This window comes from Duganella sp. Dugasp78, from assembly GCF_059491455.1.
Genome location: NZ_CP168506.1, coordinates 6,739,211 through 6,755,381, shown reverse-complemented (window position 1 = coordinate 6,755,381; position 16,171 = coordinate 6,739,211). Strand labels below are relative to the sequence as shown.

The window sequence follows — 16,171 nt, the reverse complement described above, 5'->3', positions numbered from 1 at the left end:
CAGCTGGCGTTGCGCTTAAGCTCGATGGGGTAAGTGCGGGCTACTTGCCGACCACCGCGCCGCCCTTCATCACCCACTGCACGCTTTCCAGCGTCTTCACATCCTTCAACGGCTCGCCGTCGACCGCGATCAGGTCGGCGAACTTGCCGGCCTCGATCGCGCCCACCTTATCGCTCCAGCCCAGCAACTCGCTGGCGTTGAGCGTGGCCGCGCGGATCGCCTGCAGCGGCGTCATGCCCAGCTTGACCAGCGTGCCGAACTCGCGCGCGTTCAGGCCGTGCGGATAAACGCCGGCGTCGGTGCCGAAGGCGACCGGCACGCCGGCCTTGATGGCGCGGGCGATGTTCATGCGCGCGGTCGGCAACACCACCTTGGCTTTTTCCAGCAGCGGCGCGGGCAGCTTGATCGCCTCGGCGTTCTCGATCAGCCAGTCGCCCAGGTACACGGTCGGCACCAGCCAGGTCTTGTGCTCCTTCATCAGCTTGATACCATCGTCGTCGATGTAGGAACCGTGCTCGATTGAATCGATGCCGGCCAGCACCGCCAGCTTGATGCCGTCGCCGCCGTGCGCGTGGGCGGCGGCCTTGCGGCCAAGACGGTGGGCGTCGCCGACGATGGCCTTCAGTTCCTCCAGCGTGTATTGCGAGGTGCGCGGGTCGTCGCCGAAGGACAGCACGCCGCCGGTGGCGCAGATCTTGATGACGTCGGCGCCGTACTTGATGTTGCGGCGCGTGACCTTGAGCGCCTCGTCGACGCCGTCGGCCACGCCGAGCGCGGTCTGCTTGTATTCGGGGGCGTGCATGGTGTCGTCGCAGTGGCCGCCGGTGATGCTCAGCGGTGGGCCGGAGGCGGCCATGCGCGGGCCGGGCACGTCGCCGTCGTTGATGGCGTCGCGCAGGCCGATGTCGGCATAGGCGTCGGCGCCGACGTCGCGCACCGTGGTGAAGCCGGCCTGCAGCGTCAGGCGGGCGTTCTTGGCGCCGGTCAGCGTCAGGCGCGGCACCGATTTGGCGATGATGGAATAGCCGGCGTCTTGCGGATCGCCGGTCAGGTGGGTGTGCATGTCGATCAGGCCGGGCAGCAGGGTCTTGTTGCCGAGGTCGATGACCCGGGCGCCGTCCGGCACCGCCAGCCTGCTGCCGACGGCGGTGATGCGTTCGCCGCTGACCAGCACCACGGCGTTGTCGACCAGCGTGCCGCTGCGCACGTCGAGCAGGTGGGCGGCCTTGATGGCGGTGACGGCGGGCGGGGCGGCCGAAGCGGCGGAGCAGGCCAACAGCAACAGCGGCAGCGCGAAGGCGCGGCGGACGGACATGGCGATAACGTTCAAGCGGATCTCCTTGTGGTGGGTGTCTTATTTGTCTTGTCTGCGCCGGATTGATGCGGGCCAAACCGCGCCCGCCTAGCGTACCCGCGTCTACAAGCGGGCGCTACAATTTTTTGGATGAACTCCCGTAGCGACATGTTGGTCTGACAGGTGGATTGATGGTTTTAGAGAGCTGCTTCGAGGAGGTAAGGACTATGCGGTTCGACAAACAATTTAAAACCGTGGAAGAACTCTGGGACTACGAAGAAAACGAGCGCATTAGGGAAAGCAGCGAAAAGATCGCCAAACAGTTTGGGCTCCAGGATAGGGAACAAAAGATACTGAGCGAGGCGCTGAGGAGTGCCCGGTACAGTGGAATGCATGATGCCTTGTACACTGGCCGGATGAAGGGATACTACGAAGGCTGCCTGGAGGGCCGGCAAGCGTTGGTAGAGGTGCTGTGCGGGCTACTTGAAAAATCCGGCGTAAATCCTTCCCGGGAAACCTATAAAATCATTGCCTTGGCCGAGCTGTCCGAATTGAGTGACTGGGTCCGGCAATTGATGGCTGGCGCCGAACCCAATGAGATATTTGACTGAGCTAAAATGAGCCGCTACTGCGGCGAACCACCCAGCCGCTTGATGGAGCCCGAACCCATCACGCTCTTGGTCAGCTGCGGATCGCCGTAGTAGGTGACGTCGCCGGAGCCGGCCACGCTCAGGTTCAGCGTTTGTTTGGCCCACACCGTCGCCTCGCCCGAGCCGCCGATGCTGACCGTGGCGTCGCGCGCCGCCAGCTGCCCGGCCTGCACCCGCCCCGAACCGCCGATCGACACCTGCAGGCGCTCGGTATTGCCGCTGGCCTTCAGGTTGCCGCTGCCGCCCAGCGCGATCGCCACCGACTCGCTCTCCAGGTTGTGCACATTGATCGAGCCGGAACCGCCGACGTCAAACGTCAGGCTCTGGCCGCGCAGCTTGTCGGCCTCGACCGAGCCCGAGCCGGCCACCGCGATCTTCTCGATCGAACGCGCCTGCACCACGATCTTCATCGTGTGCGATTCCAGGTTGACGTTCTTGCGCATGGTCCGGATGCGCAGGGTGCCGTTGTCGACCACGGTCTCGATCAGCGGCTGCAGGTTGTCGTCGGTCTCGACGCTGATGCCTTCGGTATTGCCGATGCGGATCTCGACGTCGCCGTTGAGGTTGGTCGCCAGCGAAGTGAAATGGCCGATCTCGCGATTCTGCTTGACGATCTTGCCGCTGCCCTGCACGCGCTCGCCATGGAACCAGCTGAGCGGACCGGCCACGGCCACGCCAACCGGCGCGGCGACGGCCAGCAGGCCGGCGGACAGGAACAGGATGCGCAGCGCGCTGCGGATGGATGGATGGGTCATGCTGATCTCCTCGTGATGGTGGATGCCGCTCTTGAGTGTGAATACTACGGACTGGAGGGCGCGCACGAAACCCGCCTGCGACAGAGTGCAGCGAGCGCGGCACAGAATGCAGCAGCCGGGGAGCAGGCCGCGTCCGGCGGCGGGTGGCGCGGCCGGCATGAGGTATCATTCGGGCTATCCCGCAACACCGCACGCTGCAGCGCAGCACACATTGGACTTACATGCTTATCATCACCATCAAACAGGGCAAGGAAAAGAGCCTGCTGGCCGGCGACCCCTGGATTTACGCCTCCGCGGTCGAAAAAGTCGACGGCAAGCCGCAGGAAAAGAACAAGCCCGGCGCCACCGCCACCGTGCAGACCTCGTCGCGCCAGTTCATCGGCCGCGCCGCCTACAACGCCAAGTCGCAGATCTGCGCCCGCATCTGGACCTACAAGGAAGACGAGCCGGTCGACCACGCGCTGATCAAGCGCCGCGTCAAGGCCGCCATCGCCAAGCGCGCCGCCAGCGTGCGCGCGGCTGGTCCCAACGACCTGGTGCCGGTGGTGCGCGGCGACGAGGACGGCCTGTCCGGCCTGCTGGTCGACAGCTGGGGCGGCGTCAAAGGCTACCTGATCTGCCAGTTCCAGTCGGCCGGCGTCGACGCCTGGAAGGTGGCCATCGTGCAAGCGCTGCTGGCGGAAACCGGTTGCCCGAACGTCTACGAACGCTGCGACGACCTGGTCCGCAAGGGCGAGGGCTTGCCGATCTTCTATCGCGCGCTGGCCGGCGAGGAACCGCCCGACCACGTGCTGGTCACCGAAGGCAAGCAACGCTACAGCATGGACCTGCGCACCGGCTTCAAATATCCGAAGGTCCGCAGCTGAAAAAATTTCGATGCTGCAATTTTTCTCTTATAATCTTCCGAGGCGCCATACCGACCCCACGGAGATCAGAGTAGAGATGGAAAATTACCAGTCGTCGCAAATTCGCACCCTGACGTATATCGAGAACGAAGACCACCCGGTCTTCGGCACGCTCGTCGAGCAGATCCTGCACCTGCTCAATTCCAAGCTGATCTTCAGCGACATCCTGATCCACCAGAACAGTCCGCTGTTGCTGCGCCAGCCGAAGGGGCTGGTGGCGGTGACCGATTCGCCGATCACGCGCGAGGAGCTGCAAGAGTTCTTCGAGGTGGTCGAGCCGAACTGGGCCGAGCGCATCCAGGACCGCGCCTTCGACCGCGCGGTGGACCTGCACACGGCGCGCATCCGCGCCAACTGCTTCAGCTTCCAGGGCAAGAAGCGGCTCGGCTGCGTGATCCGCCGCTTCCCCAAGGAGCCGATGGTGCTCAGCCAGCTGGGCCTGCGCCAGGCCGAGCAGAACTTCGCCAAGCTCACCAGCGGGCTGGTGCTGATCATCGGCGACACCTGCCAGGGCAAGTCGACCACCATTGCCGCCATGCTTGACGAGATCAACAAGCACCGCTCCGGCCACATCATCACGATTGAGGATCCGGTGGAGACGCTGATCCCGCAGCGCCAGTGCGTGATCACCCAGCGCGAGGTGGGCTTCGACGGCGACGTCGAGAGCTTCTACCTGGGCGCGCTGGACGCGCTGCGCGAGCGGCCGGACGTGATCGTCATCGGCGAGATCCGCGACGCCCAGACGGCGCAGGAAGCGCTGGCGCTGGCCGAATCCGGGCCGCTGGTGCTGGCCTCGCTGCACGCGCGTTCGACCGAGCTGGGCCTGCAGAAGATGGTGCGTCTGCTGGGCAACGCCGAGCCGCAGTCGCAGGCCCTGGCGCATGCGCTACGCGGCGTGCTGTGCCAGGCGCTGTTGCCGTCGGTGGACGGCGACCGCTACCACTTGGCCACCGAGTGCCTGACCTCGAATCCGGAGGTGGTCAACATGATTGCCAGCGGCCAGATATCGGCGCTGCGCAACTGGATGGAGACCAAGCCGGGCGAGGGCTGCCACACGATGAACGCCTCGCTGCGCGCGCTGCTGGCCGCGGGCAAGGTCAGCGTGGACGACGCCCGCAACGCCACCACCGACCGCATCGGCTTCGCCGAGCACAACTAACCCCACCGCCGGGGTCAAGTCTGACATTCGGACACGGCCCCGGCCGTAGCGCGCGCTACTGCAGCGCTCGTGTCCGAATGTCAGACTTGACCCTCGCTGCTAATCCAGTGGAATCGCGCGGTAGCGGTTGACGTCGTTGCCGTTGACCGGCGGGGCGTTGTTGCCCCACGCGCTGCGCAGGTAGGACACGACTTGCGCCACTTCGGTATCGTTCAACACATGACCGAATGGCGGCATGCCGTAGGGACGCGGATTGCCTTCCGTGCCGGGCGCGAAGCCGCCGTTGAGCACGATGCGGATCGGGTTGACCGCCTGCTCCATCGTCAGGGCGCGGTTGCCGGCCAGCGGCGGGTAGCCCGGCGCTAGTCCGGCGCCGCCAGCGCCGTGGCAATCGGCGCAGTGCTTGTCGTACAGCTTGGCGCCGGCCGATAGGTAGGCCGCCGCCTCGGCGCCTTTGTCGCGCTCGTACTCGGACTTCCGGTCGTCTCCCGGCAGGGCTTTCAAGTAGACCGCCATCGCGTTGATGTCGCCGTCGCTCAGGTATTGCAGGCTTTGCTGCACCACTTCCGCCATCGGCCCGAACACGGTCGCGCGCGGCGCCACGCCGGTCTTCAGCAATTGCGCGATGTGCGGCTGCATCCATTCCCCCAGGCCTGCCTCGGCGCCGGAATTGAGCGAGGGCGCGTACCAGCCCAGCACCGGGATCAGGCCGCCGGACAAGCCTTCGCCATCGCTGGCGCCCAGCGTGTTGCGCGCGCTGTGGCAGGCGCTGCAATGACCCAGGCCCTGCACCAGATAGGCGCCGCGATTCCAGTCCACCGATTGCTTGCTGTCGGCGCGGAACACGGCCGGCTTGAAGTACAGCGCGCGCCAGGCGGCCAGCATGAATTGCTGGTTGTACGGGAAGCGCAGCTGATGCGGCTGGTTGGCCTGCGCCACCGCCGGCACCGACTGCAGATAGGCGTACAGCGCGTCCGCGTCGTCGCGCGTGATGCGGGTGTAGTTGGTGTAGGGGAAGGCCGGGTACAGCAGGCGGCCATCCTTCGATTTGCCGTTGTGTAGCGCATGCCAGAAATCGTCCGCGCTCCAGGCGCCGATGCCGTTGGTCTTGTCGGATGTGATGTTGGGCGAGATGACGCTGCCGAACGGCGTTTGCAGCGCGCGTCCGCCGGCATATTGCGCGCCGCCGCGCGCGGTGTGGCAGGCCATGCAGTCGCCGGCCTTGGCCAGGTAGGCGCCGCGCGCGATCTTCTCCGCCGGCGCCAGCTGCGCGGTGGTGGTGGGCGCCGGTCCGGCGTCATCCGATCCGCCGAACAGCATGAACAGGATGCCGGCCACCAGCAGCGCGATAACGGTATAAATAATTTTCTTCATGGGCCGGTCCTCAAGGTGCTGGCACGCTGCCGCAGTTCAGCGGCAGGGGCATGGCGATGCTGTCGGCGGGCCGCGCGGCGGCGTCCGGCGTTTGCTTGCTGAGCCAGCCGGAGACGGCGGCGACGTCGGCCGCGGACAGCCGGTTGGCGATCTCCGCCATGCAGTCCGGCGCGGCGGCGCGGCGCACCTTGTTCTTCCAGGCGCCGAACTGGGCGTTGACGTAATCGCTGGGCAGGCCGATCAGGCCAGGGATCGCCGGCGCCACGCCGGTCAGCGCGCTGCCGTGGCAGGCCACGCAGGCCGGGATTTTTTTGGCCGGGTCGCCTTGCTGCACCAGCGCCTGGCCGCGTGCCAGGGCACTGCTGTCGGCGCTGGCGCCGCTGCCGGCCTGTGCCGGCGGGTAGGGCGGATGCTGCTGCGAGAAGTAGTCGGCGATTTCGCGCAGGTAGGCGTCCGGCAGGTGGTCGACCATATAGGTCATCATCGGATAGTGGCGCCGGCCTTCGCGGAAATTCACCAGCTGGTTGTACAGGTAGCCGGCCGGCTTGCCGGCGATGCGCGGGAAGAAGGCGTCGCTGCGTTCCTTGACGGCGTGGCAGGCGGTGCAGGCGGCTACGCGTTGTTCCAGCGTGTCGGGCAGGGTGGCAGGGGCGGCGGCCTGCGACGGCAGACTGCCGCCGGCGAAAGCCAGCGCGGCGCACGCGCGCACGACGTAAGAGGTAGACATGCCATTCCTTGAGGTCGTAACTGTCTGGCAAGGATACCAGATCCTCCGCCCCTATAGCGGCTTCGGCGGGCGGGGGAGTTTTACGGCTTTCAACGGCGGCAGCTTGTTGCCGGCGGCGATGTAGTGGCGGTAGACGCGCAAGGCCACCTGGGCGTCGTCGGCGGCGTACAGGATCTGCTTTTCGTTCAGGCGCGGCAGCGCCCAGTTGGTGGTGGAGATCTTCTTGGACTTCTGCAGCTTCTGGCCGAAGAACTTGGCGACGGCGGTCTTGGCGCCGAGGTCGTTGCGCTGTCCCGGCGTGCGCAGCGCCACCGACAGGTCGACCACGCCGGCCGCGCGAATCGCCAGCTTGGCGTGCAGGCGCTTGACGTCGTCGGACAGGCCGAAGCCCACCTTCAGCAGGGCCGGCGTTTCCAGCACCGCGCGCAGCACGTCGAGGAAGGCTGCGGAAGTGCTGCCGCCGATCTGGAACAGATAGGCCTGGTGATCGGTGGCGAACTGGATCAGGTGCGGACCGGTCGAGGTCTCGCCCTTGGTGAAGGTCGGCTTCGATTCGGTGTCGAAGCCGATGGCGTCGGCGGCCAGCAGGGCGTCGCGCGCGGCCACGGCTTGCTCGGCCGTGGTGACCAGCCGGACATCGGCGATGCGTATCCCCACGTAGGGCGGAAGCTCGTCGGCCTCCGCCGGCACCGCAAGCTGCTGGTTATCCAACTGAGCCAACTCAGCCCTTGCGCGAGAACTTCGCGGTCAGCTGGTTCAGCTTGTCGGCGCGCACGCGGGCCGCTTCTTCGGCCGCGGCCGCATCGCGTTCGGCCTTCTTGCGTTCGGCTTCTTTCTTGAAGCGTTCCTGCAGAACCTGGGTGGCGTGGGCGCGGTGGGTGTCGGTCACTTCGGCGCCGGGGGTGCCGTCCAGATCGTGACGCACCTTGGCTTTTTCCATGACCTTCAGGTAGCGCAGCGAGCCGGTATGGATGCCGAGCGCGGTACGCATGGTCTTGCGGTCCAGTTCAGGCATCACGGCGAGGATCTGCTTGTCGATACCGATCGACAAGGGCAGGAAATCGCGGAAGGCCGGGAATTGGGTTTGCAATTGTTTCAGCAAGCTGCGCGGGCTGAGGGCCGCAGGTGCCGCAACGGCGGCGGTGGCTGCGGGCTCGGATGCCGGCGCCTGAGGGGTGAGGCTAGTGTTCATCGACTTCATAGTTTAAGCAAGAGGCGTGAGCATATCATGGGCACTACGGGATTGCAGTGCCTTTTAGGCCATGATGTAAAAAAGACCACGCTGACATCATACGCCAGATGGACGCCAAAGGTGCGTCCGCACGCCAAAACATGTATAATGCGAGACGCACTTTTGCAGGACGGTGCGTTTCAGTTTGGTACAGGATGCGATTTGGACGGTCTGACACGGGTGCGTAGCCCTTGTTATATGGTTTTAAGATGTCGGATATGGGTACTATCAATTATCCTGATGTCGCGCGATACGGCATACTTTGCCCTCTCCCTATTCTTCACTGAAAAGAGAAACAAGCCCGTTGTTGGATGCGGGCTTTTTTTATTCCGCAGATAATCGTCAGCTAAATTACAACATTTCCATCGATGCGCACTGGTAACGGTCGGCGCTGGCTATGGCTTTTTGTATTTTCTGGCGAATACGCATTGAGAGATATTTAATGACAAAAACGCCGAAAACTTTAACGTTGTCCGTCAAGGCCGCCAAGACCACGCGCAGCAGCTCCGCGCCGCTGGTGGTGCCAAAGACGACTCTATCTTATGTGATCGATAATGCGCAAGAGGCAGCGAGCAAAGTAACGGTAGTCAAAAAGAAAACGCGCCTGAGCGCCGCGGCCGAAGCGGCCCAGGCGGAAGCGCAGGTGGCGGTGCAGCACGCCGACGCCTCCGACACGCCGGTCAAGACCGTCAAGGTGGCGCGCAAGAGCGCGGTGGCCCCGGCCGCCGACGCCGAAGCCGGTGCGCCGGCGGTGGTGGTGAAGGCCGCGCCGAAATCCAAACTGGTCAAGGCCGCCAAGGCCGAGCCTGCGCCGGTCGTCATCGTGACCGCCGGCCCGGCCGTCAGCCAGGTGACCGACGCCGCCACGCTGGCCTCGATCGACACCTCCGGCTATCTGCTGCCTAGCGTCAAGGTGCCGGGCCGCCGCGGCCGCAAGCCGTCCGAATTCACGCCGGAAAACGACGAAGTCGCGGCACTGAACGCGGTCGAGCGCGCCGAACTGAAGGCCGTGTCGAAAGCCCGCGAGCGCAAGGCCAAGGGCGGCGCCGCCGACATGCTGGGCGTCGATTCGAAGAGCACAGCTGAAGAGCTGGAACGCCGCCGCACCCAGATCAAGAACCTGATCAACATGGGCAAGGAGCGCGGCTTCCTGACCTACGCCGAGATCAACGACCAACTGCCGGAAAACATTGTCGACCCTGAAGCGATCGAAGGCATCATCGCCACCTTCAACGACATGGGCATCGCCATCTACGAGCGCGCGCCGGAAGCCGATTCGCTGCTGCTGACCGACAGCGTGGCCACCGTGACCTCCGACGACGAAGTGGAAGCGGCCGCCGCGACCGCGCTGTCGACGGTCGACTCCGACTTCGGCCGCACCACCGACCCGGTCCGCATGTACATGCGCGAGATGGGCGCCGTGGCGCTGCTGACGCGCGAAGGCGAGATCGAGATCGCCAAGCGTATCGAAGGCGGCCTGAAGGACATGATCCAGGCCATCTCGGCCTGCCCGACCACGATCGCCGAGATCGTCGCGCTGGCCAGGAAGATCGAGGCCGACGAGCTGAAGGTGGACGAAGTGGTGGACGGCTTCGTCGACCTGAACGAGGCCAACAACACGCCGGCCGTCGCGGCCGCGCCTGCGGTCGCCTCGGACGACGATGAAGAAGAGGAAGAGGAAGTCGAGGAAGAAGACGGCGACGCCAACGGCGGCGCGGCAGGCTTCTCGACCGAGCAGCTGGCGCAGCTGAAGAAAGCCGCGCTGGAAAAGTTCGACGTCATCTCGACCCAGTACGACAAGATGCGCAAGGCCAGCGGCGGCTACGGCTCCAAGGCTTACGTGTCGGCGCAGGAAGCGATCTCGTCCGAGCTGCTGGGCATCCGCTTCACCGCCAAGGTGGTCGAGAAGCTGTGCGACACGCTGCGCGGCCAGATGGAAGAAGTGCGCCACATCGAGCGCGCCGTGCTGGAGCTGTGCGTGAACAAATGCGGCATGCCGCGCGCCCACTTCATCAAGGTCTTCCCGGGCAATGAAACCGACCTGGACTGGGTTGACGGCGAAGTCGACAGCGCCTATCCGTACAGCGCCATCCTGGGCCGCAACGTGCCCGCGGTGAAAGAGCTGCAAAAGAAAATGATCGACCTGCAAGCCCGCGTGGCCTTGCCGCTGGCCGACCTGCGCAAGATTAACAAGCAGATGGCCGCCGGCGAAAAGCGCGCGCGCCAGGCCAAGCGTGAAATGACGGTCGCCAACTTGCGTTTGGTGATTTCGATCGCCAAGAAGTACATCAACCGCGGCCTGCAGTTCCTCGACCTTATCCAGGAAGGCAACATCGGCCTGCTGAAGGCGGTGGACAAGTTCGAATACCGTCGCGGCTACAAGTTCTCGACCTACGCGACCTGGTGGATTCGCCAGGCCATCACCCGTTCGATCGCCGACATGGCCCGCACCATCCGCGTGCCGGTGCACATGATCGAGACGATTAACAAGATGAACCGCATCTCGCGCCAGATCATGCAGGAAACCGGCAGCGAGCCGGACCTGGCGACCCTGGCGGTCAAGATGGAAATGCCGGAAAACAAGGTCCGCGAAATCATGAAGATCGCCAAAGAGCCGATCTCGATGGAAACGCCGATGGGCGAGGACGGCGATTCGCAGCTGGGCGACTTCATCGAAGACAACACCACGCTGGCGCCGCTGGACGCCGCGTTGCACGCCTCGATGCGCAACGTCATCAAGGAAGTGCTGGACTCGCTGACCCCGCGCGAAGCCAAGGTGCTGCGCATGCGCTACGGCGTGGAAATGTCGAACGACCACACGCTGGAAGAAGTGGGCAAGCAGTTCGACGTGACCCGCGAGCGTATCCGCCAGATCGAGGCGAAGGCCATGAGCAAGCTGCGCCAGCCGTCGCGCTCGGACAAGCTGAAGACTTTCCTGACGCAGAACTAAGCGTCGGCGACATAAAAAGAAGGGAGGCCGCGTGCCTCCCTTTTTCTTTTTGGCCGGATTGCAATACACTTGCGGCATCGAAAGACGAAAGAGACGGCATGATCAAATCAGTTTTTCTCAGTCTGGCCCTGGCCGGCGCACCGGTGTTGGCTGGTGCCGAGTCCGTTGATGTGGCGGCCGGCATCCAGCTGGCGCAGGTCGATTTCGATACCTATCACGCGCTGCTGCTTGAGCGCTGCAAGCTGCTGGCGCCGGAGGCGGCCGACACCCTGGCGGCCGCCATGGCGCAATGGAAGGCGCAGAACGCCGATGCGCTGGTGATCCTGCGCCAGCTGTACAAGGCGCAGCTGATCCAGCTGAGGCGCGCGCGGCAGCCCGATGCGACGGACGCCGACATGGACGCGCATGTCGCCGCGGTGCTGGGCATGTTTAACGCGAACTTGAAGGAAAGAGTGGCCGGCGTGCCTGCCGACGAGGCCAGAACGTCCTGCCAGGGCGAGTATGCCAACAACCTGCTGAACCGGCCCGCCATGGACTTCAATGTGTTGCTCAAGCGGATGACGCTGGGGCGTTGACGCTGTCAGCTTGCGTGCAGCCGCCTCAGTAAGATAGCTTCGGATACCAGTCCGTGCCCCGTCCGGCCGGCGTCAGGTCCAGGATATTCCACAGCGGCGTCGGGTCCGGGGCACCGCGCGGATCCTGGCCGGGATCTTCGGTGCCGCCCAGCTCACTTGCCCAGAAGTGGTGGACCTTGCCGTCGCGCTTGACCCAGACGTCCAGCGCCGGCCACTCGCTGCCATCCGGCGCCAGGCCGCGGTAGTCGCGCGGGAAATCGTCGCCCACGCACTGGTAGAAGGCCAGGTTGCGCCAGCCGCGCTCGCGCGCGAAGGCCAGCTGGCGCGACACCGGCGAACGGCCCAGCACCGCCAGCGTCACCCGCTGCGACAGGTCGCGCGACGGAATGTCGATGGCGCCGAGGAAGGCGGTGCACATCGGGCACGGCCGCTCGCGCTGCGGCCCGTACATCCAGAAGTAGGTGACCAGCGTGTCATGCGGACCGAACAGGTCGGCCAGCTTCACCGTCTTGGCGTTCTCGTCGAGGAAGCTGTAGTCGGGCGCCTCGCCGCCAGGCGGCAGGGCGCGACGCTGCGCGGCCACGCGTTCGATGTGCCGCCGTAGTTCTATCTCTTCCGCCAGCAAGGCCGTGCGCGCGGCACGGTAGCCGGCGCTGTCGTTCGGATAGGGCGTGCTTCTGGCAGCCAGTTCAGCTGCCGGCGTCAGCGTGGCCATGGCGACGCTTACTGCATGAACCAGCCGTGGCTGACCACCAGCGACTGCCCGGTCAGCGCGTTGGACGGGAAGCTGGCGAACAGCAGCGCCACCTCGGCCACGTCCTCGACGGTGGTGAACTTGCCGTCCACGGTGTCGGCCAGCATCACCTTCTTGATGACGTCTTCCTCCGAGATGCCCAGGGACTTGGCCTGCTCGGGAATCTGCTTGTCCACCAGCGGCGTGCGCACGAAGCCGGGGCAGATCACATTGGCGCGTACGCCATGCTCCGCGCCTTCCTTCGACACCGCCTTGGCCAGGCCGATCAGGCCGTGCTTGGCCGTCACGTAGGCCGACTTGAGCTTGGACGCTTCCTTCGAATGCACCGAGCCCATGTAGATCACGCTGCCGCTGCCGGCCTTGTACATATGCGGCAGGCAGGCCTTGGTGGTCAGGAAGGCGCCGTCCAGGTGGATGGCCAGCAGCTTCTTCCATTCCTCGTAGGGGAAGTCCTCGACCGGGTGGATGATCTGGATGCCGGCGTTGCTGACCAGTACGTCGATCTGGCCCCAGGCCTCGACCACGCTGGCGATGCCGGCGTTGACCTGGCCTTCGTCGACCACGTTCATGGCGATGGCCATGGCCTGGTGGCCGCTGGCCTTCATTTCATCGACGGTGGCTTGCGCCGCCTCCAGGTTCAGGTCGGCGATGACGATCTTGCCGCCCTCGCGCGCGTACACCAGGGCGATTTCCTTGCCGATGCCGCTGGCGGCGCCGGTGACGATACAGACTTTGTCTTTCAGCTTCATGCAATGTGCTCCTCGATGGTTGGTAATGCAAACGTGGTTGATTACAACAATCCTGCGCCGCGCCGTCTATGCGTTCGCGTACATAGTGGCCAAGTTTAAGGCCAGGCTGAGAAACGCGCCGCCCTGTTCCCGGTTGCCGTACTCCAGCACGGCGCCGATGCGCGCGGCCCGCTCGCGCATGCCGACCAGGCCCCAGTGGCCGCTGCGGCCGCCCTGCGCCAGCGTCTCGGGCGGGATGCCCTTGCCGTTGTCGCGCACCAGCAGCGTCAGCCGCCTGGCGCCGTACTCCAGCTCCACCACGATCTCGCTGGCCTGCGCGTGGCGGAAGGCGTTGCAGATGGCTTCGCGGCCGATGGAGAACACTTCGTCGGCCGCGATGGCGGGCAGGGCGTATGGTGCGCCTGTTTGCTCGAGCCGGAAACTGGCCGAAAGTCCAGTAGCCAGCCGCTGGCCGAAGCGCTCCAGCGATTGCCCCAGCGTCTCGTTCTCGCGCAGCGGCGAGCGCAGGCCGGAGACCTCGTCGCGGCCCTCGATCAGGGCCTGCTCGATGTAGCCGATGCCGCGCTCCATGGCGGCGCGCGCCGGCAGCGCGGGCGGCACCTGCTCCATCGCCAGCTGCATCATCAGGATGGTGCCCTGCGCCTCCTGCAGGAAGGTGTCGTGCAGCGCGCGGGCGATGCGCTCGCGCTCGCCCAGGCGTTCGACGTGGCGCGCCTCGAGCAGGCGCGCCATCTGCGCCAGCCGCCAGCGCCAGGCCAGCACCAGCGCCGCCGCCAGCGCCAGCACGCAGCCCAGTTTGAACCACAGGCTTTGCACCAGGGTCGGCGGGATTGATACCTGCAGCGTGGCGCCATCGGTGTTCCACACGCCGTCCTTGTTGGCGGCAATGACCTGGAAGCGGTACTGGCCCGGCTCCAGGTTGGTGTAGAACGCTTCGCGCCGGCCGCCGGCCTGCTGCCAGCCGCGGTCGACGCCGTCGAGCCGGTAGCGGAAGGCGATCCGCCCCGGCATCGACAGGCCGAGCGCGCTGAAGGTCAGGTGCAGATTGTTCGAGCCCTGCGGCAGCGTCAGCGGCGCGTCGGGCCGATAGGCCTTGCCGTCGCTTTCCACGGCGCGGATTTCCACCAGCGGCGGCGTGGCGTCGCGGCGGATCTGGCCGGGCGCGATCAGCATCACGCCGCTGTGGCTCGACAGCCAGAGCTTGCCGTCGCTGGCTTCCACCATCGACGGGAACGGCCCGGTCGGCTGGACCGCGCCGGTCAGGCCGTCGTCAATGCCCAGCAGCTCATAGTCGACCGCGGCGCCGTCGCGCAGGAAGCGCGCCAGCTGCGCGGCCGGGATGCGGAAGGCGCCGTCATGGCCGTGCAGCCACAGGTCGCCGCCGGCGCTTGCCACCAGGCCGCTGATGCCGCGCAGTTCGTGGCCGTCGGCCAGCCGCAGCGGCACGAAGCGGCCGCCGTCGTACAGCGCGGCGCCCAGTTCGCCCGCCACCCACAGCCGGCCGTCGCGCTCAGTCAGGCTCAGGACATTGCCGATGGCCAGGCCCTGCGCCGCGCCCAGCAGGATGGTCGTCGCGCCGTCGATGACGGCGATGCGGTTGCCCTGGTAGCCGATCCAGACCCGGCCGCGGCGGTCGGCCTGCATCGTCAGCACGCGCGCGGACGGCAGCCGGGGATCGTTGACGCGGCTCCAGCTGCCCTCGTGGTAGCGGTAGATGCCGAGGTTGAGGTAGTTGGCCCACCAGTCGCCGCCGCCGTCCTGGGCCAGGGCACGGATGGTCAGCGCGTCCTTCAGCGCCGCGGCCGGCGCGGCGATCATGCTGCCGCCGCCGGGGCCGGGCAGCCAGATGCCCTGGTTGGTGCCGAGCGCCGGACGGCCGTCGCCGGCGCTGGCGGACGACATGAAGGAGTGGGGCGCATGCTCGGCTTGCCGGCCGTCGGCATCCATCAGCCAGGAGTCGTTGCCGAAGCCGCTGACCCGCACCCTGCCATCGCGGTCGGCCCGCAGCGCCGGCGTGACGATCTCCAGGCTGGTGGGCAGGGGCACCACGCGGTTGCGGCGTAGCTGGTCCAGGCCGTTGACGGTGCCGAACCAGAGGTTGCCGTCGCGGTCCTCAAAAAAGGTTTGCGGGTTCATGCCGCTCAGGCCCTGCTCCAGCGTGATGCGCTGGCGCGGATCGGGAAACACGTCCGGCAGCATGCGCTCGATCCGGTTCTCGCTGAGCAGCCACATGGTGCCGGCGCGGTCGAACCACATGCCGCTGCCGGGCAGGTCGGGCCGGGGCGGCGGGCCGCCGTCCCGCGGCGGATTCTGCGACAGCTTGTAGTTGGCGTCGCTGGCGTCGGAGGCCCAGACGGTGCCGTCCGGCGCGGCCGCCAGCGACGCCAGCCGGACGTTGGCCGGGCTGGCGACGTGGTAGCGGGTCTCGCCCTGGCGGCGGTAGTAGATGGCGCGGTCGCTCGACACCCACTGTGTGCCGGCGCGGTCGAACAGCACTTGCCAGATCGACTTGGGACCGGGGTCGAAGCCGCTGTCGGCGCCGATCTGTTCCCAGCGTCCGCCGTGCAGCCAGGCCAGGCCGTTGGCGGTGGTGACCCACATGGTGCCGTCCGGCGCGCGGCCGAAGCTGTAGGTGGCGCCGGGCGGAAAGCCGTCGGCGGTGCCGTAGTGGCGCACCTGGCCATCCTTGAACACGCTGGCGCCGCCGAAGCGGTAGCCGACCCACAGGGCGCCGTCCGGCGCCGTGTACAGCGGCAGCACGATGGTCGACAGCAGCTGGTGGCCGCCGACCTGGTCGCGCCGTTCGAAGCTCAGGCCGTCAAAGCGGTACAAGCCGGTCGGCGTCGACAGCCACAGCCAGCCGTCGCGGGTTTGGGTGATGGCCTGGATTTGCGCGGGCGCGCCCTGGGCGGCGGTCCAGGCGTGGTGGGAGTAGTCGTTCAGCAGGCGCGCATGGTCGGCTGCTGCGGTCGGGGAGCACAGCGCCAGCAGCAGCGCGGCGGCCAGCAGCCACAGGCTGCGCAGGGTGACGGTCATGGGCGCAGCATA

General features: G+C 66.2%; 14 protein-coding genes. 5 read left to right on the top strand and 9 right to left on the bottom strand.

The window, feature by feature from the left end; all coding sequences use genetic code 11:
- Positions 1-40 precede the first annotated feature (40 nt).
- Complete coding sequence (locus ACEN9O_RS29970) at positions 41-1,330, bottom strand: Xaa-Pro dipeptidase (RefSeq protein ID WP_495615417.1); 1,290 nt, start codon at positions 1,328-1,330, stop codon at positions 41-43.
- Between the two features lie 191 nt (positions 1,331-1,521).
- Here ACEN9O_RS29970 and ACEN9O_RS29965 point away from each other — a divergent pair, with 191 nt between their 5' ends.
- Positions 1,522-1,905: a hypothetical protein gene (locus tag ACEN9O_RS29965; RefSeq protein WP_495615416.1), complete on the top strand. Its 384-nt coding sequence runs from the start codon at positions 1,522-1,524 to the stop codon at positions 1,903-1,905.
- Between the two features lie 14 nt (positions 1,906-1,919).
- Here the strand turns inward: ACEN9O_RS29965 and ACEN9O_RS29960 are convergent, their stop codons facing one another.
- A complete protein-coding gene (locus tag ACEN9O_RS29960) occupies positions 1,920-2,699 on the bottom strand; it encodes a head GIN domain-containing protein (RefSeq protein ID WP_495615415.1) in 780 nt (259 codons plus the stop codon).
- Positions 2,700-2,920: 221 nt separating this feature from the next.
- On the opposite strand from ACEN9O_RS29960, the gene ACEN9O_RS29955 reads away from it, so the two are divergent.
- Both ACEN9O_RS29955 and ACEN9O_RS29950 read left to right on the top strand, forming a co-directional pair.
- The gene (locus ACEN9O_RS29955) at positions 2,921-3,565 is read left to right on the top strand and encodes a class I SAM-dependent rRNA methyltransferase (protein ID WP_495615414.1); all 645 of its coding nucleotides are present in this window, start codon (positions 2,921-2,923) and stop codon (positions 3,563-3,565) included.
- Between the two features lie 76 nt (positions 3,566-3,641).
- Positions 3,642-4,763, top strand: coding sequence for a type IV pilus twitching motility protein PilT (locus tag ACEN9O_RS29950; RefSeq protein WP_495615413.1), 1,122 nt, complete (start codon positions 3,642-3,644; stop codon positions 4,761-4,763).
- A 99-nt stretch (positions 4,764-4,862) separates the two neighbouring features.
- On the opposite strand, the gene ACEN9O_RS29945 is transcribed toward ACEN9O_RS29950, so the two are convergent.
- The 4 genes from ACEN9O_RS29945 to ACEN9O_RS29930 form a co-directional block, all read right to left on the bottom strand.
- On the bottom strand, positions 4,863-6,137 hold the full coding sequence (locus ACEN9O_RS29945) for a cytochrome c (protein WP_495615412.1): 1,275 nt from the start codon (positions 6,135-6,137) through the stop codon (positions 4,863-4,865).
- A 10-nt stretch (positions 6,138-6,147) separates the two neighbouring features.
- Positions 6,148-6,864: a c-type cytochrome gene (locus ACEN9O_RS29940; protein WP_495615411.1), complete on the bottom strand. Its 717-nt coding sequence runs from the start codon at positions 6,862-6,864 to the stop codon at positions 6,148-6,150.
- A 51-nt stretch (positions 6,865-6,915) separates the two neighbouring features.
- Positions 6,916-7,521, bottom strand: coding sequence for a 3'-5' exonuclease (locus ACEN9O_RS29935; RefSeq protein ID WP_495618557.1), 606 nt, complete (start codon positions 7,519-7,521; stop codon positions 6,916-6,918).
- A gap of 64 nt (positions 7,522-7,585) precedes the next feature.
- Positions 7,586-8,065: a ProQ/FINO family protein gene (locus ACEN9O_RS29930; protein WP_495615410.1), complete on the bottom strand. Its 480-nt coding sequence runs from the start codon at positions 8,063-8,065 to the stop codon at positions 7,586-7,588.
- A 472-nt stretch (positions 8,066-8,537) separates the two neighbouring features.
- On the opposite strand from ACEN9O_RS29930, the gene rpoD reads away from it, so the two are divergent.
- Complete coding sequence (gene rpoD, locus ACEN9O_RS29925) at positions 8,538-11,045, top strand: RNA polymerase sigma factor RpoD (RefSeq protein WP_495615409.1); 2,508 nt, start codon at positions 8,538-8,540, stop codon at positions 11,043-11,045.
- Positions 11,046-11,143: 98 nt separating this feature from the next.
- Positions 11,144-11,620, top strand: coding sequence for a hypothetical protein (locus tag ACEN9O_RS29920; protein WP_495615408.1), 477 nt, complete (start codon positions 11,144-11,146; stop codon positions 11,618-11,620).
- Positions 11,621-11,645: 25 nt separating this feature from the next.
- On the opposite strand, the gene ACEN9O_RS29915 is transcribed toward ACEN9O_RS29920, so the two are convergent.
- The 3 genes from ACEN9O_RS29915 to ACEN9O_RS29905 all read right to left on the bottom strand — a co-directional run bounded on the left by ACEN9O_RS29915 (position 11,646) and on the right by ACEN9O_RS29905 (position 16,159).
- On the bottom strand, positions 11,646-12,335 hold the full coding sequence (locus ACEN9O_RS29915) for a DUF899 family protein (RefSeq protein ID WP_495615407.1): 690 nt from the start codon (positions 12,333-12,335) through the stop codon (positions 11,646-11,648).
- An 8-nt stretch (positions 12,336-12,343) separates the two neighbouring features.
- On the bottom strand, positions 12,344-13,123 hold the full coding sequence (locus ACEN9O_RS29910) for a 3-hydroxybutyrate dehydrogenase (RefSeq protein ID WP_495615406.1): 780 nt from the start codon (positions 13,121-13,123) through the stop codon (positions 12,344-12,346).
- A 66-nt stretch (positions 13,124-13,189) separates the two neighbouring features.
- Complete coding sequence (locus ACEN9O_RS29905) at positions 13,190-16,159, bottom strand: sensor histidine kinase (protein ID WP_495615405.1); 2,970 nt, start codon at positions 16,157-16,159, stop codon at positions 13,190-13,192.
- Between the last annotated feature and the right edge of the window lie 12 nt (positions 16,160-16,171).